16 protein-coding genes are annotated in these 16,074 nt (G+C 36.3%); 10 read left to right on the top strand and 6 right to left on the bottom strand.

The window, feature by feature from the left end; translation table 11 throughout:
- The first annotated feature begins 103 nt into the window (after nt 1-103).
- On the top strand, nt 104-1,714 hold the full coding sequence (locus tag DCS32_RS11075; protein ID WP_108878315.1) for a class I SAM-dependent methyltransferase: 1,611 nt from the start codon (nt 104-106) through the stop codon (nt 1,712-1,714).
- A gap of 21 nt (nt 1,715-1,735) precedes the next feature.
- Nucleotides 1,736-1,957: a VF530 family DNA-binding protein gene (locus tag DCS32_RS11070; protein WP_035334080.1), complete on the top strand. Its 222-nt coding sequence runs from the start codon at nt 1,736-1,738 to the stop codon at nt 1,955-1,957.
- A 60-nt stretch (nt 1,958-2,017) separates the two neighbouring features.
- Here DCS32_RS11070 and DCS32_RS11065 read toward each other — a convergent pair whose 3' ends face one another.
- The 5 genes from DCS32_RS11065 to ruvX form a co-directional block, all read right to left on the bottom strand.
- Nucleotides 2,018-3,472, bottom strand: coding sequence for a vWA domain-containing protein (locus tag DCS32_RS11065; RefSeq protein WP_108878314.1), 1,455 nt, complete (start codon nt 3,470-3,472; stop codon nt 2,018-2,020).
- Nucleotides 3,473-3,696: 224 nt separating this feature from the next.
- A complete protein-coding gene (gene mazG, locus DCS32_RS11060) occupies nt 3,697-4,470 on the bottom strand; it encodes a nucleoside triphosphate pyrophosphohydrolase (protein WP_108878313.1) in 774 nt (257 codons plus the stop codon).
- Between the two features lie 164 nt (nt 4,471-4,634).
- A complete protein-coding gene (locus DCS32_RS11055) occupies nt 4,635-5,060 on the bottom strand; it encodes a DUF5606 domain-containing protein (RefSeq protein ID WP_108878312.1) in 426 nt (141 codons plus the stop codon).
- Nucleotides 5,061-5,159: 99 nt separating this feature from the next.
- The gene (gene def, locus DCS32_RS11050; RefSeq protein ID WP_108878311.1) at nt 5,160-5,750 is read right to left on the bottom strand and encodes a peptide deformylase; all 591 of its coding nucleotides are present in this window, start codon (nt 5,748-5,750) and stop codon (nt 5,160-5,162) included.
- A 2-nt stretch (nt 5,751-5,752) separates the two neighbouring features.
- Complete coding sequence (gene ruvX / locus DCS32_RS11045; RefSeq protein WP_108878310.1) at nt 5,753-6,163, bottom strand: Holliday junction resolvase RuvX; 411 nt, start codon at nt 6,161-6,163, stop codon at nt 5,753-5,755.
- 323 nt (nt 6,164-6,486) lie between these two features.
- Here ruvX and DCS32_RS11040 point away from each other — a divergent pair, with 323 nt between their 5' ends.
- Genes DCS32_RS11040 through DCS32_RS11030 form a run of 3 tightly spaced genes read left to right on the top strand, consistent with a single transcriptional unit; the run spans nt 6,487 to nt 9,371 of the window.
- Nucleotides 6,487-7,302: a 2,3,4,5-tetrahydropyridine-2,6-dicarboxylate N-succinyltransferase gene (locus DCS32_RS11040; RefSeq protein WP_013749738.1), complete on the top strand. Its 816-nt coding sequence runs from the start codon at nt 6,487-6,489 to the stop codon at nt 7,300-7,302.
- A gap of 1 nt (nt 7,303) precedes the next feature.
- Nucleotides 7,304-8,296 (top strand): Stealth CR1 domain-containing protein, encoded by a 993-nt coding sequence (locus DCS32_RS11035; RefSeq protein WP_108878309.1) that lies wholly within the window; start codon nt 7,304-7,306, stop codon nt 8,294-8,296.
- Nucleotide 8,297: 1 nt separating this feature from the next.
- Nucleotides 8,298-9,371 (top strand): CDP-glycerol glycerophosphotransferase family protein, encoded by a 1,074-nt coding sequence (locus DCS32_RS11030; protein ID WP_108878308.1) that lies wholly within the window; start codon nt 8,298-8,300, stop codon nt 9,369-9,371.
- Between the two features lie 269 nt (nt 9,372-9,640).
- Here DCS32_RS11030 and rpsA read toward each other — a convergent pair whose 3' ends face one another.
- Nucleotides 9,641-11,473: a 30S ribosomal protein S1 gene (rpsA, locus tag DCS32_RS11025; protein WP_108878307.1), complete on the bottom strand. Its 1,833-nt coding sequence runs from the start codon at nt 11,471-11,473 to the stop codon at nt 9,641-9,643.
- Nucleotides 11,474-12,060: 587 nt separating this feature from the next.
- Here rpsA and DCS32_RS11020 point away from each other — a divergent pair.
- The 5 genes from DCS32_RS11020 (at nt 12,061) to DCS32_RS11000 (ending at nt 15,838) form a co-directional block, all read left to right on the top strand.
- Entirely contained in the window at nt 12,061-12,693 is a 633-nt protein-coding gene (locus tag DCS32_RS11020; RefSeq protein ID WP_108878306.1) for a hypothetical protein, read from the top strand.
- Nucleotides 12,694-13,026: 333 nt separating this feature from the next.
- Nucleotides 13,027-13,347: a hypothetical protein gene (locus DCS32_RS11015; RefSeq protein WP_162533638.1), complete on the top strand. Its 321-nt coding sequence runs from the start codon at nt 13,027-13,029 to the stop codon at nt 13,345-13,347.
- Between the two features lie 155 nt (nt 13,348-13,502).
- Nucleotides 13,503-14,039 carry a hypothetical protein gene (locus DCS32_RS11010; protein WP_108878304.1) on the top strand — a complete coding sequence of 179 codons (537 nt, stop codon included), beginning with the start codon at nt 13,503-13,505 and terminating at the stop codon, nt 14,037-14,039.
- A gap of 62 nt (nt 14,040-14,101) precedes the next feature.
- Nucleotides 14,102-15,091, top strand: a complete 990-nt coding sequence (locus DCS32_RS11005) for a hypothetical protein (RefSeq protein WP_108878303.1) — start codon at nt 14,102-14,104, stop codon at nt 15,089-15,091.
- Nucleotides 15,092-15,355: 264 nt separating this feature from the next.
- The gene (locus DCS32_RS11000) at nt 15,356-15,838 is read left to right on the top strand and encodes a hypothetical protein (protein ID WP_162533637.1); all 483 of its coding nucleotides are present in this window, start codon (nt 15,356-15,358) and stop codon (nt 15,836-15,838) included.
- Nucleotides 15,839-16,074 lie beyond the last annotated feature (236 nt).

Below are 16,074 nucleotides of genomic sequence, written 5' to 3'. Positions count from 1 at the left end.
GTCGCAATTAAATTGATGTTAAAAAACAATTATTAAGTAATTTGCACATAATCCTACCGACTAAGTAGACTTATAAAAATCTAACGACTAACATACTGATATTATGGTGTCAAAAACACTACAAACCACTTATAGAGAACGCCTTTTTAGACATCTAGACGGTATTGTGACAGCGCCATCTGCGTTTTCACTATATAAAAATGGAGTAACCGATTTTATTTTACAAGAAAAAGAAGTGAACCTAACTGCATTGAGTAACACATTTACCGTAAACGAAGGCTACTTGAACGTAGCATTACGTGTACTTGCATCACAGGGATGGATTGAGCAAACTGTGAATAATGAGGATAACGAAGTGGTTTATAAGGTAAACGAATTATCGCCTATTGCATTTGCACTATTTCCTCTTTATGAGGATGTGACAGCATTACAACAGCTTTCTGAGAATTATCATTTTAGAAAATTTGAGGCTGCTCCATTTAAAAAACTCCAAGATATTTTTGAGAAATACAAAGAAGCCTATGGTCTTACCTTATCTTCCACTACGAAGGAGCGCGAAGTGCAAGAACAAATACTTGCGCATATAGAAGGAAATATTCTAGGCCCTACGCTAGTACACCTATCAATGAATGGTGCCTTTCATAAATACTTTATGCAAGCCAGCTTTAAGCCAGAGGAGTTTCATGCAGATGGCGAGAATTTTAAAAAGCTTCTAGACATCCTATCGTATTTTGAGCTTTTTACAAAAAAAGGACAGACGTATCAATTTACAGACAAAGGACTATTCTTTGCAAAGAGAGCAAGCTCTTATGGAGTGACTGTATCGTATATACCAACATTGCGCAAACTTGACAATCTTATTTTTGGCGATGCACTTAGTGCAAAAAATCATGATAATGGTGATCAAGAAGGCCATGTAGATAGAGCTATGAACGTCTGGGGAAGTGGTGGTGCACATGCTACTTATTTTAAAGTGGTTGATACCATCATCTTAGATATTTTTAATAAACCTCTAGATGAACAACCTAAGGGTATTCTCGATATGGGCTGTGGTAATGGTGCGTTTTTAATTCACCTTTACAACCTCATCGAGCGTCATACATTACGTGGTAAACATCTAGATGAATACCCACTCATTCTAGTAGGAGCAGACTACAACCAAGCCGCCATAGACATTACTAAGCAAAATGTAATACAATCTGAAATCTGGGCAAAAGTAATGTGGGGAGATATAGGCGATCCAGAAAGACTAGCGTCAGATTTACAAGAGGAGTATAATATCACGCTGGGCGATTTATTAAATGTACGCTCCTTCTTAGACCACAATCGTGTTTGGAAAGCCCCTGAGAAAAAGCTAGAGCATGCAAGCACCTCAACGGGAGCATTTTCATATGAAGGAAAACGACTATCTAACAATGTTGTGGAAGCATCTCTTGCCGCTCACTTTAGTAAGTGGTCACCTTACGTAGGGAAACATGGGTTATTACTTATAGAACTACACAGTATTCCTCCAGCAGTAGCCGCTCGTAATATAGGACGCACAGCAGTTACGGCATATGATGCTACACACGGATATTCTGATCAATATATTGTAGAAGTGCCAGTCTTTCATGATACCCTTGCCGCTATTGGAATGAAGAGAGATGAAACCTTAAGTGCTAAGTTTCCAAACACAGAAGCCGCTACGGTAACGGTAAATCTCTTTAGACAATAGTTTCTTTTATCTTTGCTGCCTATGGAAGAGAAAAAAGCACAACCTAACAATCCGCTGCACGGTGTAAAGCTTGCAGATATACTTGAATTTCTAGTTGAAAAATATGGCTGGAAAGAAATGAGTTTGCAGGTAGATATTAATTGTTTTAAGAAAGATCCTTCCATCAAGTCTAGCTTAAAGTTTCTGAGAAGAACTCCATGGGCACGAGAGAAAGTAGAGTACTTATACTTGCAGTCTATATAAAGAAATAGCGCACTGCTTCACACAGTGCGCTATTAATCATCCACAAAAAAAACACTACTCTTAAACAGCAGTTTGCACACCTGCATACTGCTCTATCAATCGTACCATTAAATCATTAAGCTTTTCTACTTTGTAACTTTCAGTAGTGGCTTCTATGTGATCATTTCCTATACCACTATCGTCAGTTAAGAACACAAATGTTCCACTAGTTGACACACTAAAGGATCTCATTAAAAACTCTACTTCCTTATTTGCTCCACTGGCAACTACTGGAATAATTTTTATACCCTGCTCTCTTGCTTTTGCAATTTGGCTTTTAATCATGGCAACATTTTCTTGATTAAAATGAGGCGGAGCATCTAGCATTAAAAAGAGTATTCTCGCTTTTGCCTTTTTGTTCCATGATTGTGATAATGATACCTTAAGCGCCTCCTCAACCGCTTCTTCATAATCTCCACCACCAGCTGCATGCTGCGCCGAAAGGAAGTCTTTTACTTCATTTACATCGCTACTAAAATCTATTGCACGGGTTACATAATCATCACCATGGTCTCTGTACACCGTAAGCGCTACTCTCTTTTGCTCAACACTTGCGTCTATCCTGCTCATTATATTTTTGAGTTCTGACTTAAGATATGCAATCTCATCACCCATGGAACCTGTAGCATCTACTGCAAATAATATGTCGATCGCATTACTGGCTTGATGTTCATTAATTACAAAAGAGACTTGTTTCTGATTTCTAGAGATTTTCTTTCCTTCTATATTTCCACTATAATATAGTTGCACTAAATAAGTATCTGTTGGATTATTCTTCCCTTTAAATAGCATACTCATTCCTGATGCATCTGTTAATCCTTTCATCAAGAGGTTATTATTTTTATAAATAGCAACACCTACGTTTGCTACTGGCAGTCCGCTGATATCCGTTACTTGAATATCAGTTCTACCTTTGTGATTAAATTCCCATTTCTTTGCGATTTCCTTTGCTTCACCAGAGTTGTAAATTTTTACAAACTCAGCGTATTTCTCTACGTCATTTAGTTCACCCGCTGTTAGTTGGCCATACGCAGGATCATTCTGAGAAATTCCAGGTGAAGGTTTTCCATCTGTAATATGTATTCCAGCAACTTTCCCTTCGAGTTTTGAAGAAACGGTAGAAACAGCATATCCTAAAACTTTCTTCTCCCTTCTTACACCCATAGCTGTAACCACTACTTCATCTAGCTCACTACTGTATTCTAAAATGACATTTATAGTAGTCTGAGAATTCACAGGAACCTCTTTTGAATTATAGCCAACGTAGGTAAAGACTAATGTATCTGTAGCAGCAGCTTTAATCTCGTAGTTTCCATCAAAGTCGGACACAACGCCTATCTTACTGTTTTTTATAAGAACATTAGCTCCTGGAAGAGGTTCGCTATCATTTGATACGTTTCCTGAAATTGTTATTTCTTGAGCTTGTACTCCTATAGTTAAGAGGAGTAGCGTTATGAATGTGGTAAGTGTTTTCATATCCTTTGGTTTTTAATTGTGAGGTGAAATTATAGTAGAGATCACCTTTTAAAAACCTAGATTGAGGGAACAGGATGTTTGAGTGAGGGAAGTAGCCCTCAAGTTGAAGTTGAAGTTGAAGTTGAAGTTGAAGTTGAAGTTTAATTAAAATTCAAAGCACTTTCCATCTAGAAATAAAATATATCAGACTCTAAAAGAACTTTAAATACATTGTTATAAATCGATTACAATTTCTTAGCCTCTTCCCAGAAAGCATCCATTTCTGCCAGTGTCATGTCTGAAAAGTCTTTTCCAAGTTCCTTTGCTTTACCTTCTAAATATTGAAAGCGTTTTATAAATTTCTTATTGGTGCGTTCTAGTGCGCTTTCCGGATCTACTTTTAAGAACCGTGCGTAGTTAATCATTGAGAACAGCACATCACCAAATTCGGCTTCAATCTTTTCTTGATTATTCTCATTTACTTCGTGTTGTAGCTCCTCAAGTTCTTCTTGCACCTTTTCAAATACCTGCTGTGGTTCTTCCCAGTCAAAACCTACGCCAGCAACTTTATCTTGAATTCGACTGGCTTTTACTAGTGCTGGCAATCCCTTTGGAACTCCTTCTAGTACAGACTTCTTACCCTCTTTAAGCTTAAGTTTTTCCCAGTTGCGCTCTACTTCTTTTGCATCTGCCACATCAACATCTCCATAAATGTGTGGATGGCGAGAAACTAGTTTATCAGAAATACTATTTGCTACATCTGCGATATCAAAATCCTTAGTCTCGCTTCCTATTTTGGCATAGAACACAATGTGTAACAAAAGATCACCAAGCTCCTTTTTCACCTCTTCTAGATCATTATCAAGAATAGCATCGCCTAGCTCATAGGTTTCCTCAATGGTGAGGTGACGCAAGCTTTCCATGGTTTGCTTTTTATCCCAAGGACAACCTACGCGTAGTTCGTCCATTATGGTTAGTAATCTATCAAAGGCTTTTAATTGCGTCTCTCTTGTATTCATAGTCAGGGTGGTAATTGCAGCAATAATTTACTATTACCTGAATTTAATGTTATTTATGGTGTGGGTGCTTGTCACATTTTCGCGAAAGCGTACTCATCTTTAAAACTAAAAAAGCCTTTACAAATAAACTGTAAAGGCTTTTTAATATTATAAAAAGTTATGCACTATTCCTCTTCTTCGCTTGCTGCTGCGGGAGCTGCTGGCGCGTCAAAGTTAAGCATATCTTTTGCTTGTAAAATGTTGTACCACTGTACTACTTTCTTAATGTCACTAGCATATACACGATCCTCATCATAATCTGGAATCACATTGAAGAAAAACTCTTCAAGTTCATCTTTTGAGACCTTATGATTAATAGTAGGCGCTCCATTTTCCTTGTCTTTTATGGCTTGTAACACCTCTCTAAGTGGCTTCTCCTCACTTAAGGTGTAGATAGCAATTTCAGAAAGTACACTTACGTTATGACGAATACCTACGGTAATTCTCTTACCATCTACTAGAGATTCTGCCACAAAACCACTGCGTGTTTGTTGCTTTAACTCATATATTCCAGGCTTTCCAGCGATTGCAATTACTTTATCTAAACTCATATGTTATTCAAATTGGGTGGCAAAGATGCACTTTGCGATACATATTTACAAATTTTGTTTGCAAGGATTCGTTAATCTTTACACGAGACTTTAAGAATACTAGCGCTTTTTTGACGCTGCTGGAAAACGCATGCGATACTCTGCATTACACTTACCTTTTGAGATATTTACAAGCTTTCCTTTTATTAAACGCTTTTTAAGACTTGAGAGTTTATCTGTAAAAAGGACCCCTTCTATATGATCATACTCATGCTGGATTACTCGAGCAATAAGTCCATCATAAGTCTCTGTGTACTCTTTAAAGTTCTCATCTTGATACCTGATAGTCACCTTAGGTTTTCTAAAAACATCTTCATTAATACCAGGTATGCTCAAGCAGCCTTCAGAAAATGCCCACTCCTCTCCTTCTTCTTCAAGAATCTCTGCATTTACAAAGGTTTTCTTGAAATTTGCAAGCTGTTCCTGCTCTTCTGGAGTATAGCTTTCATCTTCTGCAAACGGTGTTGTATCTACTAGAAACACACGTATAGGTAAACCTATTTGAGGTGCTGCAAGCCCAACACCGTGAGCTTCATACATCGTATCATACATATTCTCTATGAGCTCGCTAAATTTAGGATACTCCGGAGTAATATCTTTTGCTTTTTTCTTAAGTACGGGATCTCCGTACGCCACAATTGGTATAATCATATCTACTTATTATACAGGTAATCCTGAAGGATAATCGTTGCACTTATTTGATCTACAAGTGCTTTATTTTGTCTTTTCTTTTTACCGATACCACTGTCTAACATGGTCTGGAAAGCCATCTTTGAGGTAAACCTTTCATCTTGTCTAATGATGGTTAACTCTGGATGTTTTTTTTCTACGCTTTCGCGAAAGCGTACAATGTCTACCTCCACATCACTCGCCTCATTATTCATGCGCTTAGGCTCACCTATCACCATAGCCTCCACCTTCTCTTCTGAAAGATATTTCTTCAAAAAGATGAAAATATCTTTTGTTTCAACCGTTGTAAGACCTGAAGCGATCATCTGCAACTCGTCTGTCACTGCGATACCAGTGCGCTTTGTTCCGTAATCTATTGCAATGATGCGTGCCATCTATAAAATTTGTGCAAAAATAAGGAAAAACAAGCTATAAGGTTGTGCATCGCAATAGCTTTCATAATAGCAAGGTCTTGCAATTACAAAAAAGTAGCTACTTACAGAGCAGTCTATCTTTTACCAGCTAAGTAACTTCATAGCTTCTCAATCCACATTACGAGAGTGTACCACTTGTTTTATATATAACAAGAAAGCCTTAACTTGTTTGAGTTTTGCCCCACTAGAAACCATCAAAAAGCATTTGAAACTTTATCTTTGAACATCCATTAACGATTACTGAGAAGAGTTAACATACCTTACTCAGCGCTTAAAAATATCAAATGACACAACTTAGAAACATCATCGAAGAAGCTTGGGAAGATCGCTCGCTCCTTACAAATCCAGTAACTATTAATGCTATACGTGAGGTAGTAGACATGCTAGACCGTGGTACGCTACGTGTTGCAGAACCTACAGAAGACGGATGGCAAGTAAATGAGTGGGTAAAAAAGGCGGTTGTACTTTATTTCCCTATCCAAAAGATGGAAACTCTGGAAGCTGGAATCTTTGAATATCACGATAAAATTCCTTTAAAGAGAGACTTTGCAAATCGCGGTATTCGTGTAGTGCCTAATGCTGTTGCACGTCACGGAGCTTATATCTCTAAGGGAGTAATCTTAATGCCTAGTTATGTAAACATAGGAGCTTATGTAGATGAGGGAACTATGGTAGATACATGGGCAACTGTAGGAAGCTGTGCACAAATAGGTAAAAACGTACACCTAAGTGGTGGTGTAGGTATAGGTGGTGTTCTTGAACCACTACAAGCATCTCCTGTAATTATAGAAGATGGTGCTTTTATAGGATCTAGATGTATCGTAGTAGAAGGTGTACACGTTGAGAAAGAAGCTGTTTTAGGCGCAAACGTAGTACTTACAATGAGCACAAAAATTATTGATGTTACTGGTGATGAACCTGTAGAAATGAAGGGGCGCGTACCTGCGAGGTCTGTAGTAATACCTGGAAGTTATACTAAGAAATTTGCTGCGGGAGAGTACCAAGTTCCTTGTGCACTAATTATAGGCAAACGTAAAGAGAGCACTAATAAAAAGACATCTCTCAATGATGCCTTAAGAGAGTACGACGTAGCAGTATAATATGACAACGGAGCAAACTAATGATATGAACATAGATGCGGTTATCACGTGGGTAAATGGTGATGACTTAACATGGCAATATAAAATCAATTCGTATCTAGATACTAAGATTGATTTCTCTAAAAAAGCAGAGAGTACTCGCTACAACGCCATAGGCGAAGTGCAGATTGCAATTGCATCCATTATCAAGTTTGCTCCGTTTATTAAAAACATATATGTCGTTACCGACAATCAGGTACCACAAGATTTTGAAGACTTATCTATAAAGGCTCAAAAACAAGGTGTCAACCTAAAAATTATAGATCACACAGTGATTTTTAAAGATTATGAAGAAGCTTTACCTAGTTTCAACTCTATTTCTATAGAGATAATGCTCTATAGAATCCCAAATCTATCTGAGCATTTTGTGGTTTTTAATGATGACTTCTTCTTAATGAGAGCTACGGCTCCTGAAGATTTCTTTATCAATGGCATGCCCGTATTGCGTGGCTCATGGGAGAAGTTTAATGAAGATAGAACACTTAAAGTATACTATCAAAAGCTGCTCAAGCTTATAGGAAAGGAACCTGACCCAAATAGACCAAGCTTTAAAAGGCTACAGCAGCAAAGCGCTATGCTTGCTGGTACAAAAAAATATGTGAGAAGATATCACACTCCTATGAGTGTAAGAAAATCTACGCTAGTAAATTATTTTAATGAGCATGAGGACTTGCTCAAAAAGAATATTTCCTATCGATTTCGGGATAAGAGTCAGTTTTTACTTTCTTCATTATCTGAGCATCTCGAAATTAAAAAAGGAACCTTTCACTACTCAAAAGACACACAATTAACTTATTTTCGATCTTACAAGAAACCCTCGAGTGTAAAAAAGAAGTTGGCTCAATTTATTGATGATCCATCTAAGATATTTGTCACATTTCAGAGTTTAGAAAAAGCAGATCCTGCTTTACTTATATATATTAAAGACTGGATATCTGCCAGACTAACATCTTAACATGGATTATAAATTTCTCATTTACATCTCTTACAGCTACTCTATTCCTATAGGTAAACCACTAGAACAGGAACTACTGAGACTAGGACACAGCGTACGCTGGTTTGCAGATCAAGATGAGGGAAAAGAAAAACTGCTTTCTGAGCAAGGCGCACTCCATACTATAGATGAAGCAGTTGCATACAGGCCGCATATTGTACTCACTGCCACAGATAGTGTCGCTCATTTTCTATCAGGCATTAAAGTGCAGATTTTTCATGGTTTTCCTGCTAATAAACGTAAAGGAACAGATCAGTTTAGAATACGAGGTTTCTTTGATTTATACTGTACGCAAGGACCCTCAAGCACAGTCCCTTTTAAAAAGCAGCAAAAAAAATATCCTCATTTTGAGGTAGTAGAAACAGGCTGGTCAAAGGTTGACCCACTGTTTCCTATTGAAAATAATGAGACAGAAAAGCCTACTATATTAATTGCCTCTACGTTTACAAAAGATTACAGTATTGCCTTAAAAGACGAGGTAATGGAAGAACTTGTACGTCTATCTAAGCTAGATAAATGGAAGTTTAATATTGTACTTCACCCTAAGTTAGACCCGGCTGTACACGCAAAAATCAAAGCATTACAAAATGAGAATTTTGTGTATCATGACACCACAGATTTGATACCGCTATTTAAGAAAGCGAATATCCTTTTTGCAGATACTACTTCTGCTATTATAGAGTTTTTATTACAACACAAACCTGTCGTTACTTTTAGGAATAATATGCCTGGACCATATCTTGTAGATGTTACAGAAGTAAGCGATATTGAGAAAGAAATTACTCGCGCACTAACTAATCCTCCTGAGTTAATTAAGCATATAGAAGAGTTTGCTGCATTTTCTCACCCATATCATGACGGACAATCTAGCCGCAGAGTTATAGATGCCACTATCACATTTTTACACAGTAATAAATCTCACTTAAAAAAGAAGCCTTATAACTTGATAAGAAAATACAAAATGCGCAAGCGATTACAATATCACGGCCCAGTATTTCAACACGATACTATTATCGATTCTTTAGATCAAAAGTAAATCTAAACAACACACTTAAGCAGATTTAAATAGTAGTAAGCCTGTTAATAAGGGCAAAGTGAACTCGTGCGCAATAGTGTCATGAGCAGTTAGCAGTAAAGTCATAGGTTTACTTATAAGATTTTTAATGTACGCTTTCGCTAAAGCGTTACTACTCACCCACCACTTTTAACGAAACATATTTACCACCTATTTACTACACGTGTAAACAACAAAAAGCCTCTCAGTTTCCTGAGAGGCTTTTATTATAAAAAATTAGATGGTGAGAATTACTCTCCTCCTTCCATTTTCTTTTTAAGAGCTGCAAGAGCATCGTTTGCATCACCTAAAGTAGGCTTAGACTCATCAGATTGAGTTTTAGCTTTCTTAGCTTGTTGCTTAACGATTTTAGCTTCTTCTTCTTTATGGATAACCATATGTGAAGCAACTACACGCTTGAAGTCTTTGTTGAATTCGATAATTTGGAATTCTGCTTCTTCTCCTTTTCCTAGTTTAGTACCGTCCTCTTTTTCAAGGTGACGAGTAGGAACAAATGCAGTAATATCCTCGTTAAAATCGATAGTAGCTCCTTTGTCTACAATCTCTGTGATTGCAGCTTTGTGAGTAGTACCCATTTTGAACTCATCCTCGTACTTATCCCAAGGATTTGCTTCGATTTGTTTGTGACCTAAAGATAATTTACGTCCATCTACGTCAAGCTCAAGAACCACTACTTCTAGTTTATCTCCTACCTCACAGAATTCTGATGGGTGCTTCACTTTCTTAGTCCAAGAAAGATCTGAGATGTAAATTAATCCATCAATACCTTCTTCTAGTTCTAAGAACACACCGAAGTTTGTAAAGTTACGTACGATACCTTCGTGACGTGAACCTACAGGGTATTTTGAAGTAATATCTGTCCATGGGTCTTGCGTTAATTGCTTGATACCAAGGCTCATCTTACGATCTTCACGATCTAAAGTAAGGATTTGAGCATCTACTACGTCTCCTACTTTTACAAAGTCTTGAGCGCTACGTAAGTGCGTAGACCATGACATTTCTGATACGTGGATAAGACCTTCTACTCCTTCTTCTACTTCGATAAATGCACCGTAATCTGCGATTACAACTACTTTACCTTTTACGTTATCACCAACTTTAAGCTCTTCTCCTAAAGCCTCCCATGGGTGCTTAGAAAGTTGCTTAAGACCTAACTGGATACGTGTTTTATCCTCATCAAAGTCAAGGATTACAACATTCAGTTTCTGATCAAGCTCAACGATTTCATTCGGGTGGTTGATACGTGACCAAGAAAGGTCTGTAATGTGTACCAATCCATCAACACCTCCAAGATCAACAAATACACCGTAAGAAGTAATGTTTTTAACAACACCTTCAAGTACTTGTCCTTTCTCAAGCTGCCCGATGATCTCCTTCTTCTGCTCTTCGATATCTGCTTCGATAAGCGCTTTGTGAGATACTACAACGTTTTTAAACTCGTGGTTGATTTTTACAACCTTGAATTCCATTGTTTTATTTACATACTGATCGTAATCACGTATAGGCTTCACATCAATTTGTGATCCTGGTAAGAATGCTTCAATACCGAATACATCTACGATCATACCTCCTTTAGTACGTGCTTTTACAAATCCGTTTACGATAGTTCCCTCATCGTGTGCTGCGTTAACGCGATCCCAAGCCTTGATAACACGTGCCTTACGGTGTGATAATATCAATTGACCAGTTGCATCTTCACGTACGTCAATAAGTACTTCTACTTTATCACCTACTTTAAGATCTGGATTGTAACGAAACTCATTAAGAGAGATTACTCCTTCAGACTTAGCGTTAATGTCAATGATTGCATCACGATCAGTAATTGTAATTACTGTTCCTTCTACTACATCGTCATCAAGTGTATCTACAAAGTTTTGAGCTACTAGTGCTTCAAACTCTTCAAGTTGCTTGTCATCTACAGTGTCGATTCCTTCTTCGTACTTTTCCCAGTTAAAATCTTCAAGAAATTTCTTTGGGTTCTCTTGAGCTGGAGATAGCTCAACTTTTGGTGCTACTACTGCAGCGTCTTCCTGAACTTCAGGATTTTTTGTTTCTTCAGCCATTTGCTAAAATTTGCATCTATCTCAAAACAAGTGCTTTGTAGATAGATGGGTTTTGTATTTTACGTTTCTGCGAAAGCTTAATAAACCTAGAAACCGTAAAAGGGTTTGTTTTGTTTTTTAAATACCTCACTGGCAGCTTTCTAAAGGTGGCCAAAAAGGAGTGCAAAAATACATCCTTTATCTTGATTTACAAAGGGGTTCTAAGATAAAATAGCGCATCCATAATTATCCTCCATTCTTGGAATAACTAACTTACTGTTCTAAGGCTATTAAGCCCTCTACTTACAAGAACAAAAGCCATGTACCTAAGCTTATTACATACAACATAATAACGTAAATTTTACATAAAAACAACAAGCCTAAAGGAAATCCGTAAACAAGTGTGAAAATCTATTTGTAGATTAGCTAAGTCCATTTTCATCTAAATACCAAAAAGTATTGATTATTAGAATTTTAACGCTTTCGCGAAAGCCCATTTCTATAATAATCTACCCACATATTTAGAAAGCCAACGAAATATTAACATAGTGAGAAATTGCAATAAGACGATAATCTAGGACAGCACTTTAAATAAACTTAATTAAACAATGAAAAACTTTTACATAATCAAATCTATTCTGTGTTTATTATTACTTTCAAACGTAAGTTGTGCGGATAATGAGAAACAATCACAAAAAGATTTACAAAATCTTTTCTATAAATATCATTTAAAGAACTCAACTATTGAAAAGTCTAAAAATGAAGTTGAAATCATAAGTTCAAAGGAAATTCATTCATACTATAACGGAGTGTTCTACAAGATAAAAGGCACAAATGAACTATATTTTGGAATCACCGATAAAAATAAAATCCTCTCCATTAACCACCTGCAAGGAAAGGAAAGATCTTCATTATTTAATAAAAGTAACTGCATTGTACGTTCCAGTAATAAAGGAAGTATAAAATCTCAAGATATAGATGATTGCTTTACATTTTTTGCTGGAGAGTTTCCTTATCAAGGTTACACTCAGTTAGAGTTTAAATGGGATTGTTCAAATAAAGATGTAGTTTCAGAGAAGCTTCTTGAAGGAAAATATTTCTTCTTTTTAAAAGAAGGTGAAAATCATGAAATTTGTAATGTAAGAGCTCAAAAGGAAGATGGGCAATTTGTCAATATTACCTATAATATAAATGATCAATTATTCAAAAAAACAACAAATACTCTAACCGTAAGTCGTTAATTTTTATTCATATTACCTAGTAGTATTACTTGGCTGATCAAAAACTTAATTGTGATACCCAGTTAAGAAAATATTCAAAAAACATAATTATGAAACTTTTTTTCAAACCTACTTTTAGCTTCTACACTCCTACTTACCTCTTGTGATAGTGATGATGAAACTACGAGTATCGATAACCTATCAACTCTTACATACTTGAATGGTGAGACTGGTTTATCTTATGAAGAAAGTTTGAGCAAGTGGGCAGACTTAAAAACTGATAATGGAAGATCTTACGTCTACTAAACAGACATTATCTCCTTTACAGGTAATCGAAGCACTACAGAAATCAAAGTGATAAATAACAGTGTGGTCTCAAGAGTTTACCAATCCTTTACTATAAACGGTGAGACCGGAGAAAGAACAATTACAAGCACCTATTCTGAAGACGAAGCTGCTTTAGAAACTAACCCTGAAGGCACTACACCGCTCACAATAGACGAGTTATATGATTCTTGCGCTAGTGATTACCTCGTAGTAGACCAAGAGAATAATACGATATACTTACAGACTGAAGTAAATGGCTTACTTACATTATGCGGTTTTACACCTAATAATTGTGCAGATGATTGTTTTACAGGTGTTTCTATAAAAGCATTTGACTGGATTAACTAGTCTTACTTAACGTACAGTATGTTTTCACGGGAGTCAAGACTATCGTAAAGATGCTTTTATCTTAATCAATCATAACTTCCTACTTAATCATTGTATATTTATACTATATAACATTAGGAAGCCCAGCGGCTACAATCTATTTTAGAATTTAATCTTTGCTTAGAACAATCTACATACTCATCCTTGTACTATCCTTTTCTAGCTGCGATTCTAGTAAACAAATACAAAACCATAAGAGCAGTAAGAACACCACTGCAGTAATTGAAAACTTGAATACTGGCAGTTTTACAAATGATTATCTTTCTTTCTCTTACCCCACATCATTCACTACCTCTTATGAAGCACACGAGACTGTAAAAGTAAACACGCTAAAGGGTGATAGCACAACTATCGTGATTTATGAAATGGATCAAGAATTAAAACTTGAAGATTTTGCAAGAGCAATGATTAATAATATGAATATATCTACTCCAAAGATTGAAAGTATAGATTTTCAATTAGGTAATAAAACACTGCCTGCAATGAAAGCAACTATTAACAATAGTAAAGAGGTACTAATTCTAGAGGTGAAAAAGTCAGCCAAAAAAACATTGTTTATAAGTTTTGAGAAGCTTACAACAAAAGATGGAGATTTTACAGCAGAAACCAAGTCAACAATGCAGCTGATTAACTCAACAATTAATTACAAATAAGCTAGCAATCGTAATTACACATATTTGTGCTACGCGCAAGCTATGATTGACACTAAAACAACATGGACTGGAGCAGCTTTGAGATAGACAACAAACCATTTAAATGGGGACAAACATTTAATGATGTTTTTGAAATCTTTGGGCGTGAAAACCTCAACAAGAATACTAGTTCCTGGAAGCTTCACAAGGTACCTTCAGACGGTTTTTTAGGCTTAGATGCTGTTTCCTGTGAATTCTACGGGCCTTCTTATGATAAGCCTGTTTCCTCTATTTCATTTGGATTAAAACCTAATAAAAAGGGATGGTTTCAACAGCACCACTCGCCTTATATGATACAGCTCATATCCATTCTTGGCGAACCTCATAACGTTCATGAGAATCCGCTGCCAGATGATAAAAAGTATAACAAGGGCTATAGCAGCGGCAGTGTGATTTATGCTGCACACTGGTGGTTTGGCGATATTAGGATTGGCCTCTCTGCGTACGGAGGAATCAGGAATGAATCATTAGGAGAAACAGCGGCACTCCTTTATATAGGTTGGTATAATGAGATAGCAATGGCTAAGCCATACATCAATGAGTATTATGACAGGGAAGCTCGTATAAGCAAGGAGCTCACTGTAATAGAAACCTTTACACTTAGCTACGGTCAATTAAAAACACTCCGTAGATCTTATGAGTTACCTAGTGATTTGCTGGCAGATAAGGAAGATGAAATTCACGCAGCACAGCTCGCTTTATATCACGCTAACGTTTATAGAACTCCAAAAGACCTTGCACAACAAATGCAACCTAACCAGCTACTCCTTTTATCTTTAGACACTACGCAGCAGTATGCACTAGCGACTATGCACGACTTCACGGTCTTTGACTATGGTAGCGAACTCGTCTTTACTAATATACTACCAGCAAAAGGAGCCGGAGCAACAGAGATCACGGTAAACAACTTAACATATAGAGACAGTCCTAATAGTGTCCCGTTATCTGAACTCAAAACCAAACTTGAAACACTAGGATTTACTATTAAAACCACCGAGTTTTACGACGCTTAATGATTACAAATGGCGTTCATAACACCTTTATCAAGTTAGCATCCTACAGCATATTCTGATTACAATGAGTGGAGCTACGCTTTCGCGAAAATGTTCTCACAATCATTATTTCTAGTAACACTAGACCGTATGCTAGATTTACAAATAAGTGTATATTTAGACAATCAATTAAAAAACAATCAACTGCAGGCCGTCCAGCAATCGTAATAATTATCAAGATGCGTTGCTTTCTTTATGCCGTGCCTGTGGGAAGCAATACAAAACATGATAAACTACAAATGGACTAAAGGATTTTTCTCATCAACATCTGAATTATATTCGAGTGAGAAAAAGATAGGAGAACTTAAAAAAGAGGCATTTAGCACCACTGTCTATGGAAACATAAACGAATCTCATTATAAATTCATGAAGAAAGGACTGTTTGACTCTGGAATGGAAATAATAGATTTGAAATCCAAAAATATAATCGGTAGGATAACATTTAATTCTTGGAATACTAAGTCACAAATATTGTTGGACAATCAAAAGTTTGAATGGAAGTCAGATAGTTTTTGGAATAACAAATGGAGCATACAAGAGCACAATAAAAAATTGATTGAGTTCAAAAAATCAGGCTTAAGCGATGGATATATAAAGTCAACTACTACAAACGACTTACTTTTAATTACAGGTATATTATCGATCAATTACTATCAAAAAATAGCAGCTTTTATTATCATAATGACTTCTATAATAATTAATTCTTAATGCTTGTAGTCAAGCTTATTATATCATAGAGACTTGCTAGTTTTATGATAAAAAAATTTTGAACTACGCTTTCGCAAAAATATGCTCACAATCACTATTTCTAGTAGCGATACACGCTGCGATAGATTTAAAAATAAGTGTATATTTATGCAATCAATTAAAAAACAACTAATTACAATCAGCTTTAATAGCGATATACAGTAAGCTAGACAGTAATTTTAAAAAATAATTATAAA

Origin of the sequence: Dokdonia sp. Dokd-P16, assembly GCF_003095655.1 — a bacterium.
Classification (GTDB): domain Bacteria; phylum Bacteroidota; class Bacteroidia; order Flavobacteriales; family Flavobacteriaceae; genus Dokdonia.
Note: the sequence above shows the minus strand (reverse complement) of the source record. Positions and strands in the feature narration are given on the sequence as shown.